The following is a 14,664-nucleotide window of genomic DNA, read 5'->3' on the forward strand; positions in this document are numbered from 1 at the left end:
CCGCAGTACCCTTAAAAAAGCCCGCAACGTGTTTGCGGGCTTTTTGCATTGGCGCGCCAAGCTGCCGTCCAGGCCCGGGTTGTCGACGCCCAGGTTGCCAAGCCGTGCGCATCGCGTAGCATGGCCCGGGTCCGCACCTTCCCGCCCTGCACACCGATGCGTTCATCGCGATCCCTGCCGCCCCTGGTTTCCCTGCGCGCCTTCGAAGCGGCGGCGCGGCGGCTGAGCTTTTCGCAAGCCGCGGAAGATCTGTTTGTCACGCAAAGCGCCATCAGCCATCACATCCAGCGCCTGGAAAAAGAACTGGGCGTCGCGCTCTTCGAACGGCGCACGCGCGCCGTGGCGCTGACCGAAGCGGGTCAAAACTATTTCCGCAGCGTGCATGCGGCGTTTGAACTGCTGCGCCAAGGCACCGACGCATTGCGCGGGCCCGAGCCGGCGCGCTACACCCTGCGGATCGGATTGCTGGCGTCGTTCGCCACCCGCTGGCTGGCGACGCGCCTGCCCGCCTTTGCGGCCGCGCATCCTCACATCGATCTGCAACTGCAACCCGACATCGCGCTGGCCGATGTGGCGGGCGGAGAGGTCGACGCCGCGATCCGTTATGGCCGTGGCGGCTGGCCCGGCGTGCGCAGCACGTTGCTGATGACCGAACGCCTGTCTGTCGTATGCGCGCCCGCGCTGGTCGCGGGCAGGAAGCGGCCGAAGACGCCCGCCGATCTGCTGCGTCATCCGCTGCTGGTCTCTCACGCGCGGCATCAGTTCGAATGGGACGCGTGGGCACACGAGTTTGGTTTCGATCTGGGCGCGGCCCGCACGGTGCGTCTGCACGACTACAACATCGTCGTCGAAGCCGCGCTGGCCGGACAGGGCTTGGCGATGGGCCGCGAGCGGCTGATCTCTTCGCACCTGGCCAGCGGCGCGCTGGTGCAAGCCCTGCCGGGCGCGGTACTGCAAGACCCGCGCATCGGCTGGTGGTTCGTCACGCCGCGCGGGCCGCTGAGCGCGCCGGTTCAGGCGCTGCACGACTGGCTGGCGCACACACATTAGTTTTACTCATACCTACTTCGCAAGAATTGATTGGTCAGGCCACGCCGCGGCCGATAGCATCGGGGAAGCGTCAAGACGCGCTTTCCCTTTTTTCATAGGTGATTCGATATGACCCGCAGCATTTCCGCCCGCGTTGCCGAGCTTGGCCTGACCCTGGATCCCGCCTCCGCCCCGGCCGCGAACTATGTGCCGGTTGTCCAGGAGGGCAACCTGCTCTACATCTCGGGCCAGATCTCCCGCAAGGATGGCAAGGCCGCGTATCTGGGCCAATTGGGCCACCAGGTGTCCGACGCCGACGGCGTTCAGGCTGCGCGCGCCAGCGCCCTGGGCATCCTGGCGCAGATCGCTGCCGCCACGGGCGACCGTCTGGACCGCGTGGCACGTGTCGTGAAGCTGGGCGTGTTCGTCGCCAGCGCCCCGGACTTCAATCGCCAAAGCGTCATCGCCAACGGCGCGTCGGACCTGATGGTCGACGTCTTCGGCGACGCCGGACGCCATGCGCGCAGCGCCGTCGGCGTGGCCGCCCTGCCGCAGGGCGTGTCCGTGGAAGTCGAGGCCATCATCGCGCTGACCCCGGCCTGATACGCCCCACCCGACAGGAACCGCCATGACCGCCCCCCTGACCCCGAGCGCCATCCAGGCGCTTCGCGCCCACGCGCCCGGCACGCAAAGCTCGGTGCATTTCAATCACGCCGGCGCATCCTTGCCGTCCACGGCCTCGATCCAGGCCATTCACGCGCATCTGAAGCGTGAAGCGGCGCAGGGTCCGATGGAAGCGGGCGTGGCAGCGCGCGACCTGACCGAAGCGGCCCGCACGCTGGCCGCACAGCTGTTGAACGCGCAGGTCGAGGAGATCGCGTTGACCGGCGGCAACTCGCCGGGCTGGGGCGCCGCCTTTGCGGCGCTGCCGGCCTGGCGGCCCGGCGACCGCATCCTGGTGGGCCGTCACGAATGGGGCGGCAACCTGGCGGCCATGCGGCTGATCGCGCAGCGCGCGGGCGCCACGCTGGAGACCATCCCCTCGGACGACAGCGGCTGCGTGGACCCGCAAGCGCTGGAAGCCATGCTGGACGACAGGGTGCGGCTCATTGCGCTGACGTGGCTGCCCGCCAACGGCGGCCTCATCAATCCTGCCGCCGCGATCGGATGCGTGGCGCGCAAGCACGATATTCCCTATTTCGTGGACGGCGCCCAGGCCGTGGGGCAGATTCCCATCGACGTGCGGCAAGTCGGTTGCGACGTGCTGAGCGGCGCGGGCCGCAAAGCCTTGCGCGGACCGCGCGGCACCGGGCTGCTGTACGTGCGGCGCGAATTCCTGGATCGGCTCACGCCTGCCTTCGTGGACACGCATTCCGCGCCGCTGGGCGTGGACGGGGAACCCGTGCTGCGCGCCGATGCCGCACGCCTGGAATCCGCCGAGAATTCATTGGCGCTTCGTTGCGGCCTGGCCAATGCCCTGCGCGAAGCGCTGGATCTGGGCCTGGACACGATCCGCGCCACCATCGATGCCACTGCGCAGACGCTGCGCGCCGAACTGGCGGCCATTCCCGGCGTGTCGATGTTGGACCAGGGGCGCGAGCAATCAGGGCTTGTCGCCTTCAACCTGGCCGGACATGACGCGGCCGATGTTCAGCGTGCGCTGGCTGCACAGGGCATCACCATCGGCAGCAACGGCGTGCCGTACACGCCGCTGGACATGCAGGCCCGTGGTCTGGACCGGATCGCCCGCGCGTCGGTGAGCTATCTGACGAGCGGCGACGAAATCGATCGCCTGCTGCAGGCCTTGCGCAAGCTGGCGGCCTAGCGCGGCAATGGACTCAGGCGCGGCCGGCCAGCGCCGCGCGCTTGGAAAACGGCGACCATTTCGTGAAGACGAGCAGGTTGCCCAGCATCACCAGCGCCAGGCCGGCGATGGCATAAGGTGTCCAGCGGTAGCCTTCGACCACCGTCGATATGCTTAGCGCCACGACCGGAAACAGCACCGTGCAATAGGCGGCCCGTGCGGGCCCCATGCGGCCGACCAGCGTCAGATACGCGGTAAAGCCCACCACGGAACCCACCACGGCCAGATACAGCAACGCGCCCACATAAGCCGGCGACGAATCGAAGCTGAACGGCACGCCCGCGGCCAGGCAGCCGGCCAGCAGGATGCCCGCCCCGTAAAGCATGCTGTAGGCGTTGCCGGTCAGCGGCCGGATGCCCGCGCGCTGCTGCAGGGACGACAGCATGTTGCCCGTGGAAAAGCACAGGGTGCCGAGCAGCGCAAAGCCCAGGCCCAGCAGCGTCTCGTGGCTGGCCTCTTGGCTGGCCAGTTCCGGCCAGAAAAGCAGCACCAGGCCGCAAAACCCCAGCGCGCCCGCCGCCATGATGCGCGGCGCGATGCGCGTGCCGAACCAGAGCCGCGCATTGAGCGCGTTCCACAGCGTGGCGGCCGAGAACACCACCGACACCAGGCCGCTGGGGATCCACTGCGTGGCCGAATAGAAGCACAGGAAGTTCAGGCAGAACAGGCACAGGCCCTGACCCACGCACAGCCAATGGCCCCGCCGGTCCAGCTTTTGCAGTTTGCGCAGGACAAGCAGCGCCACGAACAGCAGCAGGCCCGCCAGCGCGAAACGGTAGAAGATCGACACCGGGATGGCCACCACGCCAAGCTGCAGCTTGATGGCGATCCAGGTGGAGCCCCAGATCAGGACGGTGAGCAGATACAGGGAAAGATTCATGATGCGACGGGCGCGGCAGGCCACGCGAAGTGCTGATACGGACATCGGCGGCCATGTTTGATCGCCGGGCATCCAGTGTGCGCCCCGATGCCACGCCGCGATTGCCGGTTCTTGCGCTTTTGTCCGAATCGGGCGCGTCAAGCGCGGGTGGACGGGAGTAGCATTCATTACCATGGGCTCCCCCGCTACGGCTCCGGCCGATTTCTCTGTTTTCCGCACGCTGTCGCGCTCGACCGCGACGCTTGAACGCACCGCGTCGCTGGGCGAGGGCATGGCGATCTCGCAGTGGTCGCGCACCGCCCGCGAAACGCTGGGCTACGAAACGCCCGGCCATCACACGCTGTCGCTATATCTGCGGGGCGGAGACCGGTCGTTTCGCGTGGGCCAGGACTCGCTGCACGGCGGCGCGGGCAAATTCTGCGTGCTGCCCGCCGAGCACCATTCCCGCTGGAGCATGAACGACAACGTGCATTTCCTGCACCTGTACATCGCCCCGCAGCGGCTGGCCCGAGAAGCCGTCATGCGGCTGGACTGCGAACCGCGGACGCTGGAACTGCGCGACCGCACCTACATCCAGGACGACTCGCTGATCGACGTCTGCCGCCGACTCCTGGGCACGGACTGGAACCAGCCCGCCGACCGGCTGGCCGCCAGCAGCGCCGCCGAGACCGTGCTGCACCACCTGCTGACGCAGGGTGTCACGCGCAAGACCGCGCAACCGGTCCGCGGCGGCCTGGCGCCAGGCGTGCGCCGCCGCGTCATGGACTATGTGGACGCGCATCTGGCCGATGCCCTGACGCTGGACGAACTGGCTGGCGTCGCCGCGCTTTCCACGTATCACTTTGCCCGCATGTTCCATGCCTCGTTCGGCGAGCCGCCGCATGCCTGGGTGCGCGGCCGGCGCCTGGCCCGCGCGCGCAGCCTGCTGGCGGCCGGCAAAGGCGACCTGGCGGCCATTGCGCAAGCCAGCGGCTTTGGCAGCGCCAGCCACCTTGCCCGTGTCTTTCGCGATGCCATCGGCGTCACGCCGGGCCAGTATCGCAGCGCGCGCGCCAGCCACTGACCTGCCGATCCGGGATGCCGCCGGCCGCAACACGCGGTCTACAATGGCGCATCGCCCTAGCGGCTTCACTTGGCCTTTGCCGGCCTTCTCCCGCCTGCACCGACGCGATGCCGTCCCCGACCTCTCGCGATACTTCCCCCCTCATCGACAGCGCCGTTCAGCGCCCCTTGCGCGCGCACTGGCTGGCCGAGCTGATCCGATTGCGCGAAGCGCACTGGGGGCCGCTCGGGGACGCGCAGGCGGTGCGCCAGGTGCGCCAGCTCGATGCCGGCCTGCCGGCGCGCATCCTAGCCCGCGCCGCGCTGCTGGCGCACCGCGAAAACCTGATTCCCCTTGTCGATGGCTGGCGCCGCAGCGCAGTGGCCATGCTGGCCGTCCTGTTCGTCTTGGCCGTGCTCTCCGGCGCGGCCGCCGCCCTGGGCGCGCTGGGCGACGGCACGCGGGCCGTGAACGTGCTGTGGGCGATGGGCGCGCTTCTGGGGCTGCACGCGCTCACCTTTCTGCTGTGGCTGGCGAGCTTTCTGCTGCGGCCCGCCGCCGTCACCGGCCTGGGCCGCCTCTGGCTGTGGGCCACGCGCAAGCTCGCGCGCGGCCCCGATGGCGCGCTGGTGCCACAGGCCTTCCTGAACCTGCTGACGCGCGCGGGCGCGTTGCGCGGCCTGTTCGGCAGCATCAGCCATCTGTTGTGGCTGACGGCGCTATGCGCCGCGCTGGCGACGCTGCTGGTGGTGCTGTCCACCGCCAGCTACCGGTTCGTCTGGGCCACCACGCTGCTCGCGCCCGAGTCGTTCGTGTGGCTGACGCAAGCCATCGGCTGGCTGCCGGCGCATCTGGGCTTTCCGATGCCCGACGCCGCGACCATACGCGCCAGCGACGGCACGCAAGTCCTGCCGGCCAGCGCGCAGGCGCAGTGGTCGCTCTGGCTGATCGGCGTCCTCGTGGTCTACGGCATCGTGCCGCGCTTGATTGCCGGCGGGCTCTGCGTGGCGGCCACGCTGCGCGCTGTGCGCCGCGTGCGCATCGACCCCGCGCTGGCCGGTTTCTCCACGCTGCGCGACCGGCTTGAGCCGCCCGCGCTGTCCACCGGCATCGACCGGCCCGTCGATCCCCTGCACGAACCCCGCGTGCGGGCGCCGGCGCTGGACGGACTGGGCGGTCAACCGGTGCTGCTGGCGCTGGAACTGCCCGCGGACCTGCCGTGGCCGCCCGCGGACCTGCCGGACGGCATCCGCCAGGCGGGCAACCTGGACACGCGCGAGGAACGCAACCGCGTGCTGGACGCGCTGGCGCAATCGGCCGCCGCGCGCCTGTTGATCGCGTGCGATGCGCGCCAGACGCCGGATCGCGGCACGCTATCCCTGATCGCCGACCTGTCCGCGCACGCGGCGCAGACGCGGGTCTGGCTGATCCTGCCGCAAGCCGGCGCCCGCGTCCCCGCCGGGGCTGGCACCGAAACCCGCGCCGAGCTTTGGCGCGACCGTCTGCTGGCGCTGGGCCTGCCGGCCGACGCCATCCTGCTGGCGCCTGTTGCGCCGCTGACCTGGCTGGAGACCGGCCATGGCTGAACTGATCAAGATCGCGCTCGTTGGCCACACCAATACCGGCAAGACGTCGCTGCTGCGCACGCTGACACGCGACACCACCTTCGGCGAAGTGGCTGACCGGCCGGGCACCACGCGCCACGTCGAAGGCGCCCGCCTGCGCCTGGATGGCCGGCCCGTGCTGGAATGGTTCGACACGCCCGGCATGGAAGACAGCATCGCATTGCTGGAATACCTGGAACGGCTGGATCGCCCCGGCGAACGGCTCGACGGCCCCGCACGCATCCGCCGTTTCCTGGACACGCCCGAAGCGCACGGCCGCTTCGAACAAGAGGCGCGCGTGCTGACCAAGATGCTGGACTGCGACGCCGCGCTGTACGTGATCGACGCGCGCGATCCGGTGCTGGGCAAGCACCGCGACGAACTCGCCATCCTTGCTGCCTGCGGACGCCCGCTATTGCCGGTGCTGAACTTCGTCAATGCGCCGGCGCACCGCGCCGACGCGTGGCGCGACGCGATGGCGCGGCTGGGCCTGCACGCCGTGGTGGAATTCGACACGATCGCGCCGCCGCTCGATGGCGAGCAGCAGCTGTACGCCAAGCTTGGCGTGCTGCTGGACCGTCACGCCGGCGCCCTGGCCCGGCTGTCGGACAGCCTGGCCGCGCAGCGCCGCCAGCGTCACGCCGCGGCCTACGAGCTGGTCGCGGACCTGCTGATCGATGTGGCCGCGCTGCATGTATCCAGCGCCAGCGACGACGCGGCGCTTGCCGCCGCTTCAAGCCAGTTGCGCGACCAGGTGCGCCAGCGCGAACAGACCTGCGTCAACGCGCTGCTCGCGCTCTACAACTTTCGCGCCTCGGATTACGCCGACGACGCGTTGCCCTTGCAGGGCGAGCGTTGGGGCATGGATCTTTTTCATCCGCAGGCGCTCAAGGACATGGGCGTGCAGGTGGGCATGGGCGCCGCCGCGGGCGCCATGGCCGGCGCGGCCGTCGACCTCATGAGCGCGGGTCTCAGCCTGGGCACCGGCATGCTGATCGGCGCGGCGGCCGGCGGCCTGTGGCAGGGCGTCGAAAAGCTGGGCAAGCGCGTGGCGGGCAAGCTGCGCGGTTATCGCGAGATCAGTGTCGACGATGCCGTGCTGCGGCTGCTGGCACTGCGCCAACGGCAATTGATCGAAGCGCTGGAGCGCCGCGGCCACGCCGCGCGCGAACCGTTGCGCCTGGACCTTCCCGACGACGAGGCCTGGCGCAAGGGCCCTTTGCCGGACGCGCTGAAAGAAGCGCGCAGCCGGCCGGAATGGTCGGCCCTGGGTAAACACCATGAAGACAGCGACCGGCGCAAGCGCATGCTGCTCGAATTGGCGAAAACCCTAGCATCCGCGCCGCTCCCGGCCGATTGACCGGCGGCCCGCGCGCCTCGCAGCACGCACCATTCACGGCATCCGGCAAGCGCGTGATTACCCCAATCCAAACCAATTGACGCTTAAACGAATGCGTCGATAAGATTCGATCTGCATCGGCGCGGGTCCGTCCCCGTCATGCCAATCACAAGGGGTTGGGTCTATCGACTCCAGCAGCAACGCCATGCCCCGGATGCCCTTTGGGGCCGGGGCCCTGTCACTTCTGTCGCGCAATCCGCGCACCACACGGAGCATGAGGGCTATGCGTATTTTTCCCCACTTCAAGCAGGCGGCGCTTGCCGCTGCCGTGGCCGCCTCGCTGGCCTTCAGCGCCGGCGCGGCCGCCAAAACGCTGCACTGGTCGTATCAAGGCGATGCCACGTCGATGGACCCCATGGCCCTGAACGAAACCTTCACGCTGGGGTTCCAGGGCAACATCTATGAAACGCTGGCGGGCTACGACGGCAACCTGAAGCTCACGCCGCTGCTCGCCGAGAGCTGGGAAAATCCCGAGCCCACCAAGTGGGTCTTCAAGCTGCGCAAGGGCGTCAAGTTCCATGACGGCTCGCCCTTCACCGCCGACGACGTGATCTTCTCGTGGAAGCGCAGCCTGACGCCGGGCTCGGACATGAAGGGCTATGGCGCCAAGGCCAGCGACATCAAGAAGGTGGACGACTACACCATCGAAGTCACCACGCCCACGCCCAATCCCATCTTGCCGCGCGAATGGGTGTTCTTGTACATCATGAGCAAGAACTGGGCGGAAAAGAACAAGACCACCGAAGCCACCAACGTCAAGGGCGACAACCAGGGCAACTACGCCAACCTGCACGCCAACGGCACCGGCCCCTTCATGCTGACCGAACGCCAGCCCGACGTGAAGACGGTGCTCAAGCGCTACGACGGCTACTGGAACAAGGACATCAAGACCAACATCGACGAGGTCGTCTTCCAGCCGATCACGCAGGAAGCCACGCGTGTGGCCGCGTTGATCTCGGGCGAGATGGACGTCGTGCAGCCGGTTCCCGTGCAGGACTGGAAGCGCCTGGAAGACGCCAAGGGCGTCAAGCCGCTGACGGCGCCCGAAGCCCGCGCCATCTTCATCGGCATGGACCAGGACCGCGACGAGCTGCTGTTCTCCGACGTAAAGGGCAAGAACCCGTTCAAGGACGCGCGTGTGCGCGAGGCCGTCGTGCTGGCCGTGGACACCAAGGCCATCAACGAGAAGATCATGCGCAACGCGGCCAAGCCGCTGGGCACCCTGATCGCCACGTCCATCAACGGCTACGACGAATCGTTCGGCGCGCCGTACAAGCCCGATCCCGAGCGCGCCAAGAAGCTGCTTGCCGAAGCCGGCTATCCCAAGGGCTTCACCGTGACGATGGACTGCCCGAACGACCGCTACGTCAACGACGAGAAGGTCTGCCAGGCCGTGGCCGGCATGCTGGCGCGCGTGGGCATCAAGATCAACCTGCTGGCGCAGACCAAGTCCAAGTACTTCGGCAAGATCCTGCTGCAGGCTGGCAACCAGACCAGCATGTACATGCTGGGCTGGACGCCCAGCTCCACCGATGCGCACAACACGCTCCTGAACCTGACCTCGTGCCGCGACGCCAAGACGGCCGCGGGCCAGTTCAACCTGGGCGGCTACTGCAACAAGAAGGTCGATGAGCTGACCAACAAGATCGGCGTCGAAACCGATCAGGCCAAGCGCAACGCGATGATCAAGGAAGCCTTTGGCATCGTGCGCAGCGACTTCGGCTACCTGCCGCTGCACCAGCAGCCCATGTCGTGGGGCGTGAAGGAAAACGTCACCGTCATCCAGCGCGCCGACGACGTGCTCGACCTGCGCAACGTCGTGCTGCCGTAAACGCCGCGTGATGCAACCCCGGGCGGCGCGCGCCGCCCGGACGCGCCCGGCCCAGCCCCCACTCCCGCCTCGCGCGCGGAACGCGGCCCGGCGCCGTCCGAACCAAAGGGCTTTCAGACATGCTTTCCTTTATTGCGCAGCGGCTGGTGCAGTCGGTGCTCGTGATGTTGACGGTGGCGCTGATTGCGTTCTCCATGTTCCGCTACGTGGGCGACCCGGTCGCCAGCATGGTCGGCCAGGACACCACGCCCGAACAACGCGCGCAGCTGCGCGAACAGCTCGGCCTGGACGATCCGTTCATCGTGCAGTACGCCCACTTCGTCGCCAACGCGGTGCAGGGCGATTTCGGCATGTCGTACCGGCACCGCCGCCCGGTCAGCGAGCTGCTTGAAGAGCGCATGCCGGCCACGCTGGAACTGTCGTTCGTGTCCGCCGTCATGGCGCTGGCGCTGGGCATTCCGATGGGCATCTACACCGCGCTCAAGCGGCACGGCGTGCTGTCCAAGGCATTCATGGCGATTTCGCTGGCCGGCATTTCGCTGCCCACCTTTCTTATCGGCATCCTGCTCATCCTGTTCTTCGGCGTGCAGCTGAGATGGCTGCCCAGCTTCGGGCGCGGCGACGTCGTCAGCCTGGGATGGTGGACCACGGGCTTTCTGACCAAGTCCGGATGGCTCGCGCTCATCATGCCCGCCATCACGCTGGCGCTTTTTCAGATGACCCTCATCATGCGCCTGGTGCGCGCCGAGATGCTGGAAGTGCTGCGCGCCGATTTCATCAAGTTCGCGCGGGCGCGCGGACTGCCGGAACGGCTGATCAATTTCCGCCACGCGCTCAAGAACACGATGGTGCCCGTCATCACCATCACCGGGCTTCAGCTCGGCTCCATCATTGCGTTCGCCATCATCACCGAGACGGTGTTCCAGTGGCCCGGCATGGGGCTGTTGTTCATCCAGGCCATCAGCATGGTGGACATCCCCGTCATGGCCGCGTATCTGGTGCTGATCGCCTTCATGTTCGTGGTCATCAACCTGGTCGTCGACCTGCTTTACTTCGCCGTGGACCCGCGTCTGCGCGTGCAGAGCAAATAAATAGCGGTAAAAAAGGAAATCGCATGATTGCTCGCATCGCCCCTTTCTTCACGCGCGCCGCCGACAGCGACCTGTGGCATAGCTTCAAGCGTTCGCCCGGCGCCATCGTCGCCGCGATCGTCACGCTGGTCATCGTGCTGGGCGCGTTGTTCGCGCCGGTCGTGGCGCCGCACAACCCCTTCGATCTCGCGTCGCTCAGCATCATGGACGCCAACACGCCGCCGGCCTGGGAAGAGGGCGGCAGCCCCGACTTCCTGTTGGGCACGGACGATCAGGGCCGCGACATCCTGTCGGCCGTGATGTATGGCTCGCGCGTGTCGCTGCTGGTCGGCTTTGCCTCGGTGCTGTTCTCGATGGTGCTGGGCGTGACCCTCGGCCTCATCAGCGGCTACGCTGGCGGACGCGTGGACAGCTTCATCATGCGCATCGCCGACGTGCAGCTTTCGTTCCCGGCCATTCTGGTGGCGCTGCTGATCGACGGCGTGGCGCGCGGACTGCTGCCGCGCGACATGCACGACCAGCTGGCGCTGTATGTGCTGATCTTCGCCATCGGCATTTCCGGCTGGGTGCAGTACGCGCGCACGGTGCGCGGCTCCACGCTCGTCGAGCGCAACAAGGAATACGTGCAGGCGGCCAAGCTGATCGGCATCGGCCCCATCACCATCCTGCGCCGCCACATCCTGCCCAACGTCATGGGGCCGGTGCTGGTCATTGCCACCATCCACCTGGCGGTGGCCATCATCACCGAGGCCACGCTGTCGTTCCTGGGCGTGGGCGTGCCGCCCACCGCGCCGTCGCTCGGCACGCTGATCCGCATCGGCAACAGCTATCTTTTCTCGGGCATGTGGTGGATCTCCATCTTCCCCGGCATCGCGCTGGTGGCGCTGGTGCTGTCAGTCAACCTGCTGGGCGACTGGCTGCGCGACGCGCTCAACCCCAAGCTGCGCTGAGGACGTCATGGCCCTTCTGAACATCGAAGACATCCGCATCGAATTCCCCAGCCGCCGCGGCACGCTGGTGGCGGTGGACGGCGTATCGCTCGCGCTTGAGAAAGGCGAGATCCTGGGCGTGGTCGGTGAATCCGGCGCGGGCAAGTCTACGATCGGCAACGCCGTCATCGGCCTGCTCGAAGCGCCCGGCCGCCTGGCGGGCGGCGCGGTGCTGCTGAACGGCGAACGCATCGATACGCTCACGCCCGCGCAGAAGCGCAAGGTTCGAGGGCGGCGCATCGGCATGATCTTCCAGGATCCGCTGACTTCGCTCGACCCCTTGCAGACCGTCGAAAGCCAGCTGGTGGAAACCATGCTGGTGCATCTGGACCTGACGCACGACGCGGCAAAAAAACGCGCCGTGCAGCTTCTTGCGCAGGTCGGCATCGACCAGCCTGAGCTGCGCGTGCAGCAGTATCCCCATCAGTTCTCGGGCGGCATGCGCCAACGCGTGGTGATCGCGCTGGCGTTGTGCTGCGAACCCGAAGTCATCATTGCCGACGAGCCTACCACCGCGCTGGACGTATCCATCCAGGCGCAGATCCTGGATCTGCTCAGAAAGCTGTGCCGCGAAGAACAGGTTGGGATGATCATCATCACGCACGACATGGGCGTGATCGCCGACGTGACCGACCGCGTGGCCGTGCTGTATCACGGCAAGCTGGTCGAGCAAGGCCCCACGGCCAAGATCCTGGGCGACCCCGATCATCCCTACACCCGCAGCCTCATCTCGGCCGTGCCGCGTCCGGACATCAAGCTCCGGCGCTTTCCGCTGGTGACCTACATCGAGGACGTGAAGACGCCCGCGCAACCGCTGGACCTGGCCACGCACTGGCTGGGCCAGCGCCGCGACTTCGGCAAGCGCACGGAAGGCCCGCTGGTCCAGGCGCGCGACCTGTCGATGCGGTTCGTGCTCAAGAGCGCCTTCTTCAAGCGCAACCAACGCACGCTGGACGCGGTCAAACGCGTGAACCTGTCCATCGGCGAAGGCGAGGTCTTCGGCCTGGTCGGCGAATCGGGCTCCGGCAAATCGACGGTGGCGCGGTTGATCTCGGGGCTTTACACGCCCAGCGAAGGTTCGGTCACGTTTGGCGGCACCGATCTCACGGCGCTCAAGGGCGAGAAGGAACTGAACCCGTTCCGGCGGCAGATCCAGATGATCTTCCAGGATCCGTTCTCGTCGCTGAACCCGCGCATGCGCGTGCTGGACATCGTGGCCGAGCCGATCCGCTTTCACAAGCTGGCCGCCAGCGAAGCCGAAACGCGCCGCATCGTGGCCGACCTGCTGGACGTGGTGGGGTTGGGCAGCCGCGCCGCCGAACGCTTTCCGCACGAGTTCTCGGGCGGGCAACGCCAGCGCATCTGCATCGCGCGCGCGCTGGCCACGCGGCCGCGCTTTTTGATCTGCGATGAACCCACCTCGGCGCTGGACGTGTCCATCCAGGCGCAGATCCTGAACCTGCTCAAGGACCTGCAGGAAGAGCTGGGGCTGACCATGCTGTTCATCAGCCACGACCTGCCGGTGATCCGTCAGATGTGCGACCGCGTCGGCGTGATGCGCCACGGCGAACTGCTGGAAGTGGCCGACACCGAATCCCTGTTCGAACATCCGCAGCATCCCTATAGCCAACATCTGCTCGGCCTGATGCCCCGCCTGCAGTCCATGTCCCGCGAGGGGCTGGACGTGGTGAGCTGACACCGCGCGCCCCCGGAGCCCACTGACATGACCGCGACACGGCAGACCCTCTTCATCGGCGGCAAGGTATTCGACGGAGAAGGGCAGACGCTGCCCGGACACGGTGTGCTGGTCGAAGGCGCGCGCGTGGCCCGCGTGGCGCCGGCTGCGGAATTCTCAGGCTACGCAGGCGCCCGCGTGGACACCACCGGCATGACGCTCATGCCCAGCCTGGCCGATTGCCATGTGCATCTGGTCTACACGGGCGGCGCCGACCCCAACGCCCAATTGAGCAAGCAGGGCCCCGCGCAGATCACGCTGACCGCGCTGGAGAACGCGCAGGCCAGCCTGCGCGGCGGCGTCACGGCGCTACGCGACTGCGGCGGCAAGGATTATCTGGAATTCGGCGTGCGCGACGCCATTGCGCGTGGCGTGTTCCCCGGTCCCACCATCAAGGCCTCGGGCCGCATCATCTGCATGACGGGCGGCCACGGCAACCGCATCGGCCGCGTGGCCGACGGCTGCGAGGAAGTCGTCAAGGCGGTGCGCGAACAGGTCCACGCGGGCTGCGACCTCGTGAAGATCATGGCCACGGGCGGCGTCATGACGCCGGGCGTCAGCCCCATGGACGCGCACTACAGCTTCGACGAGATGAAAGCGGGCGTGCACGAGGCCAAGCGCTTTCGCAAAAGCACCGCCAGTCACGCGCAGGGCACGCAGGGCATCCTGAATGCGGTGCGCGCGGGCATCGATTCGATCGAGCACGGCATCTTCATGGACGACGACTGCCTGCGCGAGATGCTGGAAGCCGAGACCTACCTGGTGCCGACCATCGCCGCCGTGCGCAACATCATCGCCAATGCCGACAACGGCATTCCCGCCTACGCGGTGGAAAAGGCCCGCGCGGTGGAACAGCGGCATCGCGAGTCGTTCCAGATGTACTACAAGGCGGGCGGACGCATCGCGCTGGGCACCGACGCGGGCACGCCGTTCAACCTGCACGGCGAGAACGCGATGGAGTTGGCGTACATGGTGGAGTTTGGCATGACGCCGGTGGACGCGTTGATCGCCGGCACGTCACGCGGCCATGACCTGATGGGCATGACCGATCACGGCGTGATTGCTGAGGGCAAGGTGGCCGACCTGCTGCTGGTGCAGGGCGACCCCGCCGAAGACATCATGAAGGCCGCCGACAAGCGCTTTCACGTGGCCGTGCTGCGCAACGGCGAACTTGCGGCGGGAGCCTTGCCGTTCTGAACC

General features: G+C 67.5%; 12 protein-coding genes. 11 read left to right on the forward strand and 1 reads right to left on the reverse strand.

From position 1 onward, the window contains the following. Positions 1-156: 156 nt before the first annotated feature. The 3 genes from FBY20_RS10265 to FBY20_RS10275 all read left to right on the forward strand — a co-directional run bounded on the left by FBY20_RS10265 (position 157) and on the right by FBY20_RS10275 (position 2,854). The gene (locus FBY20_RS10265; protein ID WP_142051912.1) at positions 157-1,050 is read left to right on the forward strand and encodes a LysR substrate-binding domain-containing protein; all 894 of its coding nucleotides are present in this window, start codon (positions 157-159) and stop codon (positions 1,048-1,050) included. 108 nt (positions 1,051-1,158) lie between these two features. Next, positions 1,159-1,632: a RidA family protein gene (locus FBY20_RS10270; protein WP_142051915.1), complete on the forward strand. Its 474-nt coding sequence runs from the start codon at positions 1,159-1,161 to the stop codon at positions 1,630-1,632. 25 nt (positions 1,633-1,657) lie between these two features. Then, positions 1,658-2,854 (forward strand): aminotransferase class V-fold PLP-dependent enzyme, encoded by a 1,197-nt coding sequence (locus tag FBY20_RS10275; RefSeq protein ID WP_142051918.1) that lies wholly within the window; start codon positions 1,658-1,660, stop codon positions 2,852-2,854. A 13-nt stretch (positions 2,855-2,867) separates the two neighbouring features. Here the strand turns inward: FBY20_RS10275 and FBY20_RS10280 are convergent, their stop codons facing one another. After that, positions 2,868-3,773: a DMT family transporter gene (locus FBY20_RS10280; protein ID WP_056327790.1), complete on the reverse strand. Its 906-nt coding sequence runs from the start codon at positions 3,771-3,773 to the stop codon at positions 2,868-2,870. Between the two features lie 172 nt (positions 3,774-3,945). Between FBY20_RS10280 and FBY20_RS10285 the strand changes: the two genes are divergently transcribed. The 8 genes from FBY20_RS10285 to FBY20_RS10320 all read left to right on the forward strand — a co-directional run bounded on the left by FBY20_RS10285 (position 3,946) and on the right by FBY20_RS10320 (position 14,661). Then, positions 3,946-4,836: a helix-turn-helix domain-containing protein gene (locus tag FBY20_RS10285; RefSeq protein WP_142051921.1), complete on the forward strand. Its 891-nt coding sequence runs from the start codon at positions 3,946-3,948 to the stop codon at positions 4,834-4,836. Positions 4,837-4,943: 107 nt separating this feature from the next. Continuing rightward, complete coding sequence (locus FBY20_RS10290; protein WP_142051924.1) at positions 4,944-6,401, forward strand: DUF2868 domain-containing protein; 1,458 nt, start codon at positions 4,944-4,946, stop codon at positions 6,399-6,401. Then, a complete protein-coding gene (locus FBY20_RS10295; RefSeq protein WP_056327767.1) occupies positions 6,394-7,779 on the forward strand; it encodes a GTPase/DUF3482 domain-containing protein in 1,386 nt (461 codons plus the stop codon). Before FBY20_RS10290 ends, FBY20_RS10295 begins: the two co-directional genes overlap by 8 nt. A 262-nt stretch (positions 7,780-8,041) precedes the next feature. Next, positions 8,042-9,649 (forward strand): ABC transporter substrate-binding protein, encoded by a 1,608-nt coding sequence (locus FBY20_RS10300; protein WP_142051927.1) that lies wholly within the window; start codon positions 8,042-8,044, stop codon positions 9,647-9,649. 119 nt (positions 9,650-9,768) lie between these two features. Further along, positions 9,769-10,740, forward strand: coding sequence for an ABC transporter permease (locus FBY20_RS10305; protein ID WP_056327765.1), 972 nt, complete (start codon positions 9,769-9,771; stop codon positions 10,738-10,740). Between the two features lie 23 nt (positions 10,741-10,763). After that, entirely contained in the window at positions 10,764-11,690 is a 927-nt protein-coding gene (locus FBY20_RS10310) for an ABC transporter permease (protein ID WP_056327764.1), read from the forward strand. Between the two features lie 7 nt (positions 11,691-11,697). Further along, positions 11,698-13,425, forward strand: coding sequence for an ABC transporter ATP-binding protein (locus tag FBY20_RS10315; RefSeq protein ID WP_062840160.1), 1,728 nt, complete (start codon positions 11,698-11,700; stop codon positions 13,423-13,425). Positions 13,426-13,452: 27 nt separating this feature from the next. After that, entirely contained in the window at positions 13,453-14,661 is a 1,209-nt protein-coding gene (locus FBY20_RS10320; protein WP_056327762.1) for an amidohydrolase family protein, read from the forward strand. Positions 14,662-14,664 lie beyond the last annotated feature (3 nt).

This window comes from Achromobacter sp. SLBN-14 (assembly GCF_006715415.1).
Lineage (GTDB): Bacteria > Pseudomonadota > Gammaproteobacteria > Burkholderiales > Burkholderiaceae_B > Achromobacter > Achromobacter mucicolens.

Excerpts from the sequence above, each read along its gene's own strand:
- FBY20_RS10265 (WP_142051912.1), top strand. The coding sequence starts at position 157 with ATGCGTTCATCGCGATCCCTGCCGCCCCTGGTTTCCCTGCGCGCCTTC.
- FBY20_RS10270 (WP_142051915.1), top strand. The coding sequence starts at position 1,159 with ATGACCCGCAGCATTTCCGCCCGCGTTGCCGAGCTTGGCCTGACCCTG.
- FBY20_RS10275 (WP_142051918.1), top strand. The coding sequence starts at position 1,658 with ATGACCGCCCCCCTGACCCCGAGCGCCATCCAGGCGCTTCGCGCCCAC.
- FBY20_RS10280 (WP_056327790.1), bottom strand. The coding sequence starts at position 3,773 with ATGAATCTTTCCCTGTATCTGCTCACCGTCCTGATCTGGGGCTCCACC.
- FBY20_RS10285 (WP_142051921.1), top strand. The coding sequence starts at position 3,946 with ATGGGCTCCCCCGCTACGGCTCCGGCCGATTTCTCTGTTTTCCGCACG.
- FBY20_RS10290 (WP_142051924.1), top strand. The coding sequence starts at position 4,944 with ATGCCGTCCCCGACCTCTCGCGATACTTCCCCCCTCATCGACAGCGCC.
- FBY20_RS10295 (WP_056327767.1), top strand. The coding sequence starts at position 6,394 with ATGGCTGAACTGATCAAGATCGCGCTCGTTGGCCACACCAATACCGGC.
- FBY20_RS10300 (WP_142051927.1), top strand. The coding sequence starts at position 8,042 with ATGCGTATTTTTCCCCACTTCAAGCAGGCGGCGCTTGCCGCTGCCGTG.
- FBY20_RS10305 (WP_056327765.1), top strand. The coding sequence starts at position 9,769 with ATGCTTTCCTTTATTGCGCAGCGGCTGGTGCAGTCGGTGCTCGTGATG.
- FBY20_RS10310 (WP_056327764.1), top strand. The coding sequence starts at position 10,764 with ATGATTGCTCGCATCGCCCCTTTCTTCACGCGCGCCGCCGACAGCGAC.
- FBY20_RS10315 (WP_062840160.1), top strand. The coding sequence starts at position 11,698 with ATGGCCCTTCTGAACATCGAAGACATCCGCATCGAATTCCCCAGCCGC.
- FBY20_RS10320 (WP_056327762.1), top strand. The coding sequence starts at position 13,453 with ATGACCGCGACACGGCAGACCCTCTTCATCGGCGGCAAGGTATTCGAC.